A 12,867-nucleotide genomic window follows, 5' to 3' on the forward strand; every position below is an offset into this window, starting at 1 on the left:
GTGGGAAAAGTCGTATAGGCCAGCTATTTTGAAATCAGCATTTGATAGCTAAGAAAACAAAAAGTAAGGGAATTAAAGAATAGAATCATGTTGAAGCATGAAACGATATTCTTTAATTCCCTTATTTTTGTGATTATTTTGCGATGCACGCAAACTTTGATTCAAAAATGCGGAATGTCAGAAGTGGCTTTCGTTAGTATTTTGACCAGTCTATGTTGCGTATCACACCGAGAGCTTTTTCCCAATCGCAGTCCAAGCAAAACTGTAAGGGATAGTCATCGCGGTCGTAATAGGCATTTACAAGTTCTTTATCTTCATCATTGAAGAGCGGACTGTCAATGGTGGCACGCTTGAAGAAGAATATCACCTTATCGCGGTTTTTCTTCTTGCATTCGTCCAAACGTTTGAAATAAAGTTGGAGATACTGGTGCATGGCATAACTCAACTCGTTGAGTTGTTTGATTTTGGCATTGAGCGTATCTACATTCATGTTGCCGGAAAGCATATCGGCTGCCGGAAGGATTTTGCCGCGAATGTAAGTGAGTTCGTCATATTTGAAGATGGCCACTTTCCTTTCGAATAAGCTCTTGGTCGTGTCATTGACCGTTTCCAATGCGTTGTGCATCATGTAGTTGAGCACATCTTGCGCTTTTGTTGGAGTGCATAGCAGCATGGTGAAAAACACCAAAGATAATAGTTTCTTCATATTTTCTAATCGTTTTTAAATGTTATTTTTTTGTTCTTTTTGTGTATGTCGGGTGAGAAAAAGTTGATGATCGATACATGTGGGAAGTTCTTCCTGATAGTGTGTGACCATGATCAGTGTCTTGTCTTGTCGCTGGCAAAAAATGTCTATGATGTCTTTTACTTTACTTCTGTTTGGATTGTCAAGTCCGTGAAGAGGTTCGTCGAGAATCAACAATTCCGGATCTTTCACGAAAGCACGGGCCAATAACACCAGTCTTTGCTCGCCACTGGAAATTTTGAGGAATGTCCGTTCGGCCAACGCTTCAATGCCGAAAATGCGCATCCAGAAGCGACACCAGGCATAGTCTTCCTCTTGCGGCTTGGCATAGAGCCCTATGGAGTCTGTCAGTCCGCTGGCTACAATCCGGATGCAGGGCAGGTCGCGCCGATATGCACGGTGCATTTCAGGAGATACATAGCCTATGCGTTTTTTGATTTCCCAGATGGTTTCGCCGCTTCCTCTGGCTTTTCCGAACAAGGAGATGTCGCAAGCATAGCTTTGTGGATTGTCGGCACACACTAAACTGAGTAGGGTAGACTTTCCCGAACCGTTCTCTCCACTTAATGCCCACCTTTCTCCCTTTCTCACAGTCCAATTGAGACTCTCTAAAATAGGACGTTCCCCATATCGGATATTCACTTTATTCATCCTGACCACATTTTCTGATAGGGCGGCTACGTGGATGTAAGGGAGGGAGAGGATGGCTTCTCGACAGTCTTGTGGGAGCGTGGCGGAAAGCCATTCGTGCCGGCGGGCAATATAATCTGTACGCTTTTCCTTGGCACTCACCCGAAGATTGTTGATTTCCACCACGTGAGTGATGAATTCGGGAATCTCATCGCATTTGCTCAACACGAGGATTATTTGTAGCGTCTGTCGGGCGGATAATTCTCTGAGCAAGTCTTTCAGTTGCTTACGGGTGCCGGCATCCAGCCCTATGAACGGATTGTCAATGATGAGCACCCTTGGGGAAGATAAGAGCGTGGAAAGGAGTTTGAGTTTGCGCAATTCGCCGCTTGAGAGGAGAATGATATACTTATCAAGCAAAGTCTCCATGTGGAAGAGCCGACAAAGGTGTTCTTTGAATCTATGACGTTCGGGAGAGTCCTCGCCGTCCATACGATAGGCTTCTTCCAACCATTGGTCTGCGGTGGGCGTATTCTCATCTATTTCCTGCTGGTTCCAGCGTTGTTGTAAGAAATAAGTACGGTCGTTGTCACTGCCATAGGAGTCGTGGAAAGTGATATACTTGATGTTGTCACTCACCAACGGTTTGGTACTTGGAGAAAAATCATAATGGGGAGGATGTGTCAGCAAGGAGTGCCGGCCTGTCAGCATATTCACCAACATGGATTTGCCACCGCCATTCGGCCCGACGATGGCGATGTGTTCACCATCGGCAAGCTCGAAATCAACGGGCTCGGCCAGTCGCCATTCGGGCATTCCTGCCACTCCTTTTTCTATATGTATGATCTTTTGCATCCCCGTTAACGAGTTGTTGTGGGCTGTTTACACCGGTTGTTCACGACATCTTGCCTATTTGCCGCTATTTCACTCTGTCCATGTTCTTGGCCACAAAGTCTTTCCAACTTCCATAGTGTCTGGCTCCCGATTGTGGACGGCCCATTTGGAGGTAGTGGCAATAGGCGGCCCCGAGCGCATCGGTGGCATCCATAAACTTAGGCATGTCTCCATCGCTGATGTTCAGTATGCGCCTCAACATCTCCGCCACTTGTTCTTTGGAGGCCTTTCCTTGTCCTGTGATGGATAGCTTGATTTTCAGCGGTGCGTATTCATGAATAGGAATGTCGTGGTGAATGGCGGCGGCGATGGCTACCCCCTGTGCCCTTCCGAGCTTGAGCATTGACTGCACGTTTTTCCCGAAAAAGGGTGCTTCGATGGCCATTTCATCGGGCAGATATTCGTCGATGACACCCGTCACGCGGTCGAAAATCTTGCCCAACCTGAGATAAGGGTCTCGCTCCTTGCGCATGTCAATGATGCCCATGACAACGAGTGATGCCTTGTTGTCCACCACTCTCAACACGCCATAGCCCATAACGTTGGTTCCGGGGTCGATGCCTAAAATGATTTTCTCCGCCTTCATCTATCCATATAAGGGTTGTGGGCCAGTTCATTCCCGATGGTGGTCGTGGGACCGTGGCCGGGATAGACGACTGTCGAGTCGGGCAACTGGGCCAACAAACGGAGGCTCTGGATGATTTGGAACATGGAGCCACCTTCGAAATCGGTGCGTCCGATGGAACCGGAAAATAAGGTGTCGCCGGTAAAAGCCACTTGTTCTTTCGCAGAATAGAATGTCACAGAGCCACATGAGTGCCCGGGCGTCTCAATAATGGTAAACTCGGTATGGCCAAACTTGATACTTTCCCCTTCTTCAAAATAATGACCTACAGGGGGGAAGTCTTGCTCCAAGTCTATGTGAAAGAGGTTGTTACCTTGTTCCTTGAGCTTGTCCATCAGATATTTGTCCTTGGCACTCACTTCCGGCTTCAGTCCGAAAGTGTCGTAGATAAAGCGGTTGCCAAAGTTGTGGTCTAAGTGTCCGTGTGTCAAGAGTAAATGGCGGGGGGTCAGTTTGTTTCCGCGAATATAATCTTCAATGGCATTGTTCTCCTCTTCGTAGAAGGCACCACAATCTATGATTACACATTCTTTAGTCTCATCGCTTACTATGTAGCAGTTTTCCATGAGCATATTGCATGGAAACTTTCTTATTTCTAACATTGTTTGAATCGTCTTTTTATGGGTTTTCAAATGGGCAGATAAATAAGTTTCTTGTCTTCCTTGAACCAGTCTTCTTCGAAAAACGTGTCGAGTGAGGTCACTTCCACGATATTGGAGAAAGGTTTAAGTTCATCTTCCAAATTGCCACCTTTCAGACATAAAACTCCGTTGGGGAGGGCATTGGCAGAAGTTTTTCGAATATTCCTTTTGACAATCTTCACCAAGTCGGGGAGAGGCATCACGGCTCGGCTCACTACGAAGTCGAATTTGCCTTTTTCCTCCTCGCCACGTTGATGGACTGCCGTGACATTCTTTAGTTCCAAGGCCTGTGCCACCTCGTTGACCACTCGTATTTTTTTGCCCGTTCCGTCAATCATGCGAAATTTTACTTCAGGAAACATGATGGCTAGCGGGATGCCGGGAAACCCTCCACCGGTGCCGAAATCGAGCACTTCGGTGCCCGGTCTGAAATGTATGTTGCATGCTATGGCCAATGAGTGGAGTACATGACGCTCATAAAGATTGTCCATATCCTTACGTGAAATAACATTGATTTTCGCATTCCACTCCCGATAAAGTTGGTCGAGCTGTGCATATTGTTCTTCCTGAATCTTTGAGAGATTAGGAAAATATTTCTTGATAAGGCTTATCATTTTTATTTCTTGAGTATATCTTTGATGTCGCTGCGATCTATCTCGACGCGTATTTCTCCCTCTGCGTGAGGTGCCACTTCATCTTCACAATAGATGAAAGTAATCGTGTCGTCTGTGGGGATGAAGTTGTCGGGGGCATAGAGTTTGCCGTCCGCAAAGAAATATCGGTCACCCAACGCTTTCCAATCGTCCACTTTGTATTGCTTCATGAGCTTACTTTTGAGGACTTCGTTTAGCCTGTATTCATAACCTTTTACGAACAAGTCATTTATAGTGATGAGTTTCCCAGTCTTCACATTGAAGTTTTTCACGATGGTCTGGTGGCTTGTATGGGCTCCACCTCCGTAGTAAGCTATCCGGGCGATGTAGGTAAGTATGCCCTCGGCTCCACTTGTGGTGCTGGTGTTCACCTTGTAGAACGTGTTGAACGATGACGCATGTTCGGCATCTTGGCGGTAGATTTCCTTATAATCGGCTACATATCCATTCAGATATTCAGCAGCAAAAGAGTCTACACATTGCTTCACGTTCAGGTTGGTTTGCCCATCAAGTGAGAAATAGTCGGGGGTGAGAATGCCCGACTTAAGTAGCTCGTTGTTGATGATTTCTGCCAATTTTCCCCCTCGTGCGTATTGCATCGAGATGCTAACCTCACATTTGGGCGAGTTGGGGTCGGCGGTGATGTGTGTAGCCGTGTCTATCACCACACTGTCGAATGTCAGGCCTTCGATTTGAGCAGTGCGTCCTCCTCCCTTGCCCCCGCATCCGGCAATGGCCAGCACGGCAAGTCCAATCATCAGAATGTTTTTTGTTTTAATCATTGTTTCCTCTCTGTGTCCCCATTCCCAATTAAGGAATCAGTTTTCCTCCTTGCATCAAACTTTTGGTGGCAAAGTTAGTGTAATTCAAAGATAAATCAAAATAAAACATGAATATTTTAGGTTTGTTCACGTGATAATCCTTGAGAAGTATGCGGATATGAATTAAAAATGGTAACTTTGCAGACCGAATAAAGTATTGAGGATTGCAAAATGATAAAAGTAGCACTTTTCGATCTTGATGGTGTGGTTTTTGATACGGAGCCACAGTACACCATTTTCTGGAATGGCATTTGCAGGGAATTCCGCCCTGATTTGCCCGGACTTGAACACCAGATTAAAGGTCAAACACTGATACAGATATACGATAAGTATTTCAGCGGACTCAAAGATGTGCAGACCGTTATCACGCGTCGCCTTAATGAGTATGAGAAACGGATGGAATACAGGTATATAGCCGGATTGGAAGATTTCTTGAAAGATCTCAAACGCAACGGGGTGCACACCGCAGTGGTGACGAGCAGCAATCTTGAGAAGATGGAATGTGTCTATGCGCAGCATCCCGAGTTTTCCGCTCTTTTTGACCGTATCCTTACTGCGGAAGACTTCTCCAAGAGCAAGCCCGATCCCGATTGCTACCTGAAAGGTGCCCGGGCTTTTGACGAAGAGGTGGCCCATTGCGTGGGATTCGAAGACAGTTTCAATGGTCTGAAAGCCGTCAGAGCTGCCGGCATGTTCACTGTTGGGCTTTCCACCACCAACTTGGCCGAAGATATCGCTTCTTATGCCGACTATGTGATGTCCGACTACACGGATATAGATTATTCGAAATTAGTGGAACTCGCACATCTGTCTTGATGAAACTACATACTTCTACAAGCAAATATTGAAAAAAATTATGGGATATCTATCAACTGACAAGAAAAAAATAACGACCAAAACCTTTGCCGAGATGAAACAGGCCGCGGAAAAGGTGACGATGCTTACGGCATACGACTACACAACGGCCGGTATCATTGATTCGGCGGGAATAGACAGCATCCTCATTGGCGATTCGGCTTCGAATGTCATGGCCGGCAATGCGGATACACTCCCCATCACTGTCGATCAGATGATTTACCATGCCCGCTCGGTGGTTCGTGCTGTCAACCATGCTTTGGTGATATGTGACATGCCTTTTGGCAGCTACCAAGTGAGTCGTGAAGAGGCCCTCCGCAATGCATGCCGCATGATGAAAGAGAGCGGGGTGGATGCCCTAAAACTTGAAGGTGGTGTGGAGATTGTCGACACGATAAGCGGACTTATTGCTGCCGGTATCCCTGTTTGCGGTCATTTAGGTCTCACTCCGCAAAGCATACACAAGTTTGGCGGCTATGGTCTTAGAGCCAAAGAAGAAGCTGAGGCGGCTAAACTTGTAAGCGATGCCAAGGCATTGGACGAGGTGGGATGTTTTGCCATCGTGCTTGAGAAAGTGCCGGCTGCCATAGCATCGGAAGTGGCACGGCAGGTGAAGGCCGTTACCATAGGTATTGGAGCCGGAAGCGGCTGTGACGGACAAGTACTGGTTTATGCTGATGCACTTGGCATGACGAGTGGTTTCAAGCCCAAGTTTCTTCGTCATTTTGCCCAAGTGGGCCAATGTATGGCAGCCGGGGTGGAAGAATATGTGAAGTGTGTGAAGGAAGGTTCTTTCCCCGGTGAAGCCGAGAGCTATTGATTCTTGTGGCGTTTGCAATGTGACGGAACGTTTTGTATCTTTGCACAAGCCTATTTTAATATTCCTCTAAAATAAGACCTGTGGATACCCAGAATACTCCTATTCATATCAAATTATGGCATCGTGACTTTTGGCTGATGAGCATGGCCGGTCTGTTGGTCACCATGAGCGTTTATATGCTTGTGCCGGCTTTGCCTCCCCACTTGTTGATGAGTGGATTCAAGGGATGGCAGGTTGGACTGGTTATGGGCGTTTTGGGACTTGGAATCTATATGTTTGGGCCCTTTTGTTCTTACTTGTTGCAACGTTATCGCCGCAACCGGGTGTGCATATCTTCCATGATTGGGATGGTGGTTTGCATGGCGGGATTGTATTATGCTGACCTTTTGCCAACAGACAGAGGTAGATTTGAAGTTTTGGTTGCGTTGCGTTTTTTGCTGGGTGCTTGCTTCGGTTTGGCTCAGATGAGTTTGTACAGTACGCTCATCATCGACAGTTGCGAATCATTCCTTCGCACCGAGGCCAATCATTCTTCCGTTTGGTTTTCGCGTTTTGCCCTTTCGCTCGGTCCGGTAGGTGCTCTGCTGGTTTCAAGACTTTTAGGCTATCGGGCTGTTTTGGTCTTTGCCGGTTGCCTCTCTGTGGTGTCATTCTTGCTGATAGGCATGGTCAGATTTCCCTTTAAGGCACCTGACGAACACATGCGCAAGGTCTCTCTCGATCGCTTCTTTCTTCCTTCAGCCTTTCCGCTCTTTGTTGGGTTGGCCGTTTTCACCTCAATAGTTGGCCTGCTCTTCTCCCTGCCCCATGTTGAGGAATTTTACGGTATGTTGATGTTTGGATTTTTCATCGCTCTTTTGGCTGAAAAATATGCTTTTGCCGATGCCAACCTCAAGAGCGAAATCGTGGCCGGACTGATAGCCTTGGGGGCCGCCGTACTCATTACCTTTACCGGTGAGGCAACGGCTCTCCATTGGATAAGACCGGTGTTGGTTGGTTTTGCCGTAGGCATTGTGGGCAGTCGTTATCTTTTATTTTTCATCAAATTGGCCCGTCACTGCCAGCGTGGGACGAGTCAAAGCACATTTTTCCTTTCGTGGGAGACCGGTATGAGCCTTGGACTCTTTGCCGGTTGCACACTTGCCGGCCGACATGTCGATATGCTGGCCTTGATCTTGGTGGTGTTAAGTCTGATTGCCTATAACTTTTTGCTTCACCCTTGGTATATGAAACATAAGAATAGGTGATGTTGGCCGTCACCTAATATAAAAGGCCCGTTCATTGTCTGATATTCAATGAACGGGCCTTTTATTTGTTTTGGATGGCAAAAGACATGCACGGGTGTCGCATCAGAACGGCTGTCAGTCGATGTAGTCCACTTTGATGACGATCACACGAATATCTTGATTGCCCGAATCATTGTTGACCTTGGCGATGTGCCAATCACCGGGAAAGAAAATGAAAAACCGGTCGGGTGTACTGTCGTAGAATTGGGTACGCCCTTTGTCATAACTATAATGTATAACATCTTTTCGGGCATCATACTTGCAATCGGGTGTGCTGGTGTAATGGTCTATGAGTCCGAAACGCTCGGTTCCTTTCACGACATATTGAAAGTCGATGTGATGACTGTGGCTTTCACTCCGTCGTTTCTCAAGCGGTTCGTTGTGGGAGTCTTCCACGCTGGCCGTGAGCGTGGTGCCCTCAATGGGATGCCTGCCCTTTGGGATGTTGACGAGGTCGGTTGTGGCAAGCCATTTGAAGAGTGCCTCCCACTGTGTCGGATTCTTTTGATATTGCCGGTAAAACTCCGTGAGGTTGACACTCCTGTGAGGTGATGCGCCGGTGAAGCCCTGCCGCCATTGGTCGGTGGCGCACCACTCCGCAGCCTGCTTTTTCAAGGACTTGTCGGAGTAGTAGCGGGTGTAGTAGCCTTTGTCTTGCGCCTCTACGGACAAGGTGAAATACAAGGTCGGCAAGACAAGTATGAGGGGCTTTAGAGTGTGGTGGAACAGCCACGTGTGGATGAATCGTGTCATGGTTGTTTAGAAACTTGGATGTTGGTGATGAGAATAAAATAAATGGTGAGTGGGGGGAGTGGAGAGAATGTGAATGGGGCGCTCCCTCTTCAGGAATCGCCCCACACACTATTGTCTTTTTATTCTCCGGTGGATGTTGATCTTCTTGTTGGGGCTTTAAGGGCCCTTGTCAAGAATCTCTCCAAAGCTTAGAGGATGGTCTTTACGGCTTCAAGCATGCCCTTTTCCTGTATGAGGTCGAGGTCTTTCTTCACAAGTTCGGCCAAGCCCTTCACGCTATGGAGGTCTTCACCCCAGATTGATTCTGCCGCGAGCACACCGTCGGTCACCTTCTGGGTGTCGCCCGTTGCCCAAAGGTTCTTGAGCAGATCCATGATGTCTTGTGCGTCATTGGGCACAATCTCGGTGCCGTCTTCGCGTTTTCCACCTTTATAATAAGTGATGATGGCCGCCAAGCCGAATACGAGTCCTTGCGGCAGCTCGCCCTTGCGCTCAAGATAGGTCTTCACGCCGGGCAGGTCGCGGGCACAAAACTTGGGGAAAGAGTTGAGCATGATGCTTGTCACCTGGTGGTCGACATACGGATTGTCGAAGCGTTCGAGAACATCGGCAGCAAACTGGCGAAGCTCATCCATCGGCAGATTAAGCGTCTGCATGAGTTCGTCAAACTGCACCTTGTGGATATATTTGCCGATGACCTCGTGGTTGCAGGCATCGCGTACAATGTTGACACCGCTCAAGAAGGCCACAGGCGAGAGCACCGTGTGGGGGCCGTTGAGCAGCGTCACCTTACGCTCGTGATAGGGTTTCTCGCTCTCGGCGATGAGTACATGGAGCCCGGCTTTCTCGGCAGGGAATTCTTTGCGGAGAGCTTCAATGCTCATGTTTTCCGGCTTTTCGATGACCCACAGATGGAATGTTTCGGCCTGCACCACAAGGTTGTCCTTGTAGCACACCTTTTCCTGAATCTCCTTAATGGTGTTGCGGGGGAATCCCGGCACGATGCGGTCCACGAGGGTGGCGCAAACATAGCAGTGGTTGGCAAACCAATCCTTGAAAGCGGCATAGTCGGCACCGAAGTCGTCTTTCCACAGTTCGATGTACTGATAGATGCACTCTTTCAGATGGTGCCCGTTGAGGAAGATGAGCTCGCAAGGCATGATGATGAGGCCCTTGGAAGCATCGCCGTTGAAGAACTTGAACCGATGGAAGAGCAGCTGCACCAGTTTGCCCGGATAGGAAGAGGCCGGAGCGTCGGCAAACTTGCAAGTATCATCAAAAGCAATGCCTGCCTCGGTGGTGTTGGAAATCACGAAACGAATCTCGGGTTGCTCGGCAAGTGCCATGAAGGCCTGATTCTGCGTGTAGGGGTTGAGGGCACGGCTGATGACATCAATGCGTGTGAGTGTGTTTACAGGCTGACCGTTCTCCCGGCCTTGCAGGTTGACATGGTAGAGGCCGTCTTGTCCGTTAAGCCAGTCTACCATGCCGCGTTCGATGGGCTGCACCACGACCACGGAGCTGTTGAAGTCGGTCTTCTGGTTCATGTTGTAGATGATCCAATCTACAAAAGCACGGAGAAAGTTTCCCTCGCCAAACTGGATGATGCGTTCAGGCATGACACCCTTGGGGGCGGTGCGCTTGTTCAAAGATTTTAATTCTGACATAGTTTGTTTTATGATTTGATTTTTAGATTTCGTTTGTGTAGTGCAAAGGTATAAAATATTGGAATAGGGAGTGCCGAATTTCTCCGAAAACGTTGCGTAAACCTTTGCGTAAATGGGATTCACCCCTCCCGCCTTTAGTTGCCGGGTGGGAGAGGTGGAAAGAGGAAGGGCTACATGGCGAAGCAGTTGAACCCTCCGTCGACCACGGCCATGGTGCCTGTGACAAATTTGGCGGCATCGGACATCAGATAGTGGATGGTTCCACATAGTTCTTCGGGATCGCCCATGCGCCCGAACGGTGTCTGGCGTATCACGTCCTGTCCCCGTTGGGTGTAGCTGCCATCGGGATTGGTGAGCAAACTGCGATTTTGCTCGGTGATGAAAAATCCCGGGGCAATGGCATTGACACGGATGCCTTCGCCAAACTTCTTGGCACACTCGGTGGCCATGTAGGCCGTGAAGTTGGAGATGCCGGCTTTGGCGGCTGCATAACCGCACACGCGCGTCATGGGGCGGAAGGCGGCCATCGATGAGAAGTTGATGATGCTTCCTTTGCCGGCCTCCACCATGGGTTTGAGAAACACCTGCGTGGGAATCACCGTGCCTGTGAGATTGAGGTTGAGCACTTTCTGAAACTGTGCAGCATCAAGGTCAAAAAAGGTTTGGTCGGGGGTGATTGTCGCTCCTGGCTGGTTGCCTCCGGCTGCATTGAGTAGCGTGTCGATGCGCCCATAGCGGTCGAGGATGTCTTGGCAGTTTTGTTCAACCACGGTCTGATCCATGACATCGGTCTTGTAAAACGAGGCTTCGCCTCCGGCCTTGCAGATGTCGTCAACGATGGCGTGGCCAACATCCTCCTTGCGGCCCATGATGGCCACTTTGGCCCCTTCGAGGGCGAGATATTTGGCAATGGCACGGCCCAGCACTCCTGTGCCGCCGGTGATGACTACCACGTAGTCTTTGATATTGAAAAGTGAGTTCATTGTATTTGTTGTGTTTGTGATGTCTTGTTGCTTAAAAGATAGCTTTGCGGAGTTTCCGCCCGTGCGCCGCACATTCAGTCGAAGAAGCCCGGTTGCCTGTAGTCGATGCCCAATTCCCGGTCTACGGTGGCGAGAATGCCCTGCACTTGTCCCATGGCAAACATGCGGCCGAGGAAGCTGTAACCGGCATTGTAGCCTCGCGATTCGTCGCCGAGCATGGTCATGCCGTGGTCTACGCGCATGGGTAGCTGTGGATTTTGCTTCTCGAAGATGCGTGCCAGTTCGATGATGTCGGCCCGGCCGCCCAAATGGCTGGCTTCGGTGAAGTCACCGTTGTGGAATATGTGGCACGAGCGCAGATGCACAAACCATGAGCGGGAAGCATATTTGCGGGCCAAAGCCACCACATCGTTGTGGGCTCCGGCCGAGAGACTTCCGGCACAGAAGGTAAGTCCGTTGTGAGGATTGTCCACGGTCGAGAGCAGCCACTTGATATCTTCGTCGCAAGTCACGATGCGGGGGAGTCCGAGGATAGGGAATGGCGGGTCGTCGGGGTGTACGCACATATACATGCCACACTCTTCACAAGTGGGCATGATGGCTTCAAGGAAGTAGCGCATGTTCTCGCGCAGCTGTTCTTTAGTGATGCCTTTATACAAGTCGCGCAACTGGCGGAAAAGTTCAATGGGGTGTTCATCATCTTCCTTGATGTTGCCGCTCACGAATCCTTGTGTTTTCACAATGATGTTATCCACGAGTTTGTGCTCCCTTTCAGGTGTCATGTCGCTTTTCAGCTTTTCCACCTCACTCATGATGTCGCGCCCCATGTCGTGGCCCATTTTTTCCCAATCGGCTGCAGCATTCTGCCTGCCGAGGATGTAGATGTCAAAATAGGCAAATTCGGAAAAACTGAAATAGAGATTGGTGGAGCCGTTGGGATTGGGATGGTTGAGGTCAGTGCGAGCCCAATCGAGCACGGGCATGAAGTTATAGCAAATGGTGTGTATGCCTTCAGCAGAAAGGTTGCGCAGCGATTGCTTGTAATTGTCGATGAGCCGGTCGCGGTCGGGCCCGGCATATTTGATGCTCTCCGACACAGGCAGGCTTTCCACTACGCTCCAACGCATACCGAATTGCTCGATGTAGGTCTTGAGCTCATTGATTCTTTCACGTGTCCACACCTCTCCGTTGGGCACATCGTGCAGGGCGGTCACAATGCCCTCCACACCGATTTGTTTTAGCATGGCAAGCGTAATCTTATCGTTTTTGCCAAACCATCTCCAGGTTCTTTCCATAGTTTTTGTTGATACTTTTTCTTGTCTTGACAGGGGTAGATATTCTACATGCAAAGATAATGATTCTTTTTGGAATGGCAAAGAAACGGGATTATTTGTTCAGAGGATTTTTACAGGCTGTGAAATCGTCTCTATAGTCGGATGTCGTATGTTTCATACCGTCTTCTTGGGCTTTATCGGGAGGATGGCATAGGTTATA

General features: G+C 48.9%; 13 protein-coding genes. 3 read left to right on the top strand and 10 right to left on the bottom strand.

Annotated elements, in window-relative coordinates; all coding sequences use genetic code 11:
• Positions 1–193: 193 nt before the first annotated feature.
• From HMPREF6485_RS07760 to HMPREF6485_RS07785, 6 genes are all read right to left on the bottom strand, one after another.
• Complete coding sequence (locus HMPREF6485_RS07760; protein ID WP_004345815.1) at positions 194–706, bottom strand: hypothetical protein; 513 nt, start codon at positions 704–706, stop codon at positions 194–196.
• A gap of 15 nt (positions 707–721) precedes the next feature.
• Positions 722–2,230: an ATP-binding cassette domain-containing protein gene (locus HMPREF6485_RS07765; protein ID WP_004345816.1), complete on the bottom strand. Its 1,509-nt coding sequence runs from the start codon at positions 2,228–2,230 to the stop codon at positions 722–724.
• 64 nt (positions 2,231–2,294) lie between these two features.
• A complete protein-coding gene (ruvC, locus tag HMPREF6485_RS07770; protein ID WP_004340584.1) occupies positions 2,295–2,855 on the bottom strand; it encodes a crossover junction endodeoxyribonuclease RuvC in 561 nt (186 codons plus the stop codon).
• Positions 2,852–3,496 carry an MBL fold metallo-hydrolase gene (locus HMPREF6485_RS07775; protein WP_004340585.1) on the bottom strand — a complete coding sequence of 215 codons (645 nt, stop codon included), beginning with the start codon at positions 3,494–3,496 and terminating at the stop codon, positions 2,852–2,854. Before HMPREF6485_RS07775 ends, ruvC begins: the two co-directional genes overlap by 4 nt.
• A gap of 26 nt (positions 3,497–3,522) precedes the next feature.
• Positions 3,523–4,149: a 16S rRNA (guanine(527)-N(7))-methyltransferase RsmG gene (gene rsmG, locus HMPREF6485_RS07780; RefSeq protein WP_004340586.1), complete on the bottom strand. Its 627-nt coding sequence runs from the start codon at positions 4,147–4,149 to the stop codon at positions 3,523–3,525.
• A gap of 2 nt (positions 4,150–4,151) precedes the next feature.
• The gene (locus tag HMPREF6485_RS07785) at positions 4,152–4,970 is read right to left on the bottom strand and encodes an RsiV family protein (RefSeq protein WP_004345818.1); all 819 of its coding nucleotides are present in this window, start codon (positions 4,968–4,970) and stop codon (positions 4,152–4,154) included.
• A 210-nt stretch (positions 4,971–5,180) separates the two neighbouring features.
• Between HMPREF6485_RS07785 and HMPREF6485_RS07790 the strand changes: the two genes are divergently transcribed.
• From HMPREF6485_RS07790 to HMPREF6485_RS07800, 3 genes are all read left to right on the top strand, one after another.
• Positions 5,181–5,825, top strand: coding sequence for an HAD family hydrolase (locus HMPREF6485_RS07790; RefSeq protein ID WP_004345819.1), 645 nt, complete (start codon positions 5,181–5,183; stop codon positions 5,823–5,825).
• 40 nt (positions 5,826–5,865) lie between these two features.
• Complete coding sequence (gene panB, locus HMPREF6485_RS07795) at positions 5,866–6,684, top strand: 3-methyl-2-oxobutanoate hydroxymethyltransferase (RefSeq protein WP_004340591.1); 819 nt, start codon at positions 5,866–5,868, stop codon at positions 6,682–6,684.
• Between the two features lie 80 nt (positions 6,685–6,764).
• Positions 6,765–7,931 carry an MFS transporter gene (locus HMPREF6485_RS07800; RefSeq protein WP_044125939.1) on the top strand — a complete coding sequence of 389 codons (1,167 nt, stop codon included), beginning with the start codon at positions 6,765–6,767 and terminating at the stop codon, positions 7,929–7,931.
• A gap of 114 nt (positions 7,932–8,045) precedes the next feature.
• Here HMPREF6485_RS07800 and HMPREF6485_RS07805 read toward each other — a convergent pair whose 3' ends face one another.
• The 4 genes from HMPREF6485_RS07805 to uxuA all read right to left on the bottom strand — a co-directional run bounded on the left by HMPREF6485_RS07805 (position 8,046) and on the right by uxuA (position 12,668).
• Positions 8,046–8,723 (bottom strand): YhcH/YjgK/YiaL family protein, encoded by a 678-nt coding sequence (locus tag HMPREF6485_RS07805; protein ID WP_004345821.1) that lies wholly within the window; start codon positions 8,721–8,723, stop codon positions 8,046–8,048.
• Between the two features lie 188 nt (positions 8,724–8,911).
• Positions 8,912–10,390 (bottom strand): tagaturonate reductase, encoded by a 1,479-nt coding sequence (locus HMPREF6485_RS07810; RefSeq protein ID WP_044125940.1) that lies wholly within the window; start codon positions 10,388–10,390, stop codon positions 8,912–8,914.
• A 170-nt stretch (positions 10,391–10,560) separates the two neighbouring features.
• On the bottom strand, positions 10,561–11,373 hold the full coding sequence (locus HMPREF6485_RS07815) for an SDR family oxidoreductase (protein WP_004345824.1): 813 nt from the start codon (positions 11,371–11,373) through the stop codon (positions 10,561–10,563).
• A gap of 74 nt (positions 11,374–11,447) precedes the next feature.
• Positions 11,448–12,668: a mannonate dehydratase gene (gene uxuA, locus HMPREF6485_RS07820; protein ID WP_004345825.1), complete on the bottom strand. Its 1,221-nt coding sequence runs from the start codon at positions 12,666–12,668 to the stop codon at positions 11,448–11,450.
• Between the last annotated feature and the right edge of the window lie 199 nt (positions 12,669–12,867).

Origin of the sequence: Segatella buccae ATCC 33574, assembly GCF_000184945.1 — a bacterium.
Classification (GTDB): Bacteria; Bacteroidota; Bacteroidia; order Bacteroidales; family Bacteroidaceae; genus Prevotella; species Prevotella buccae.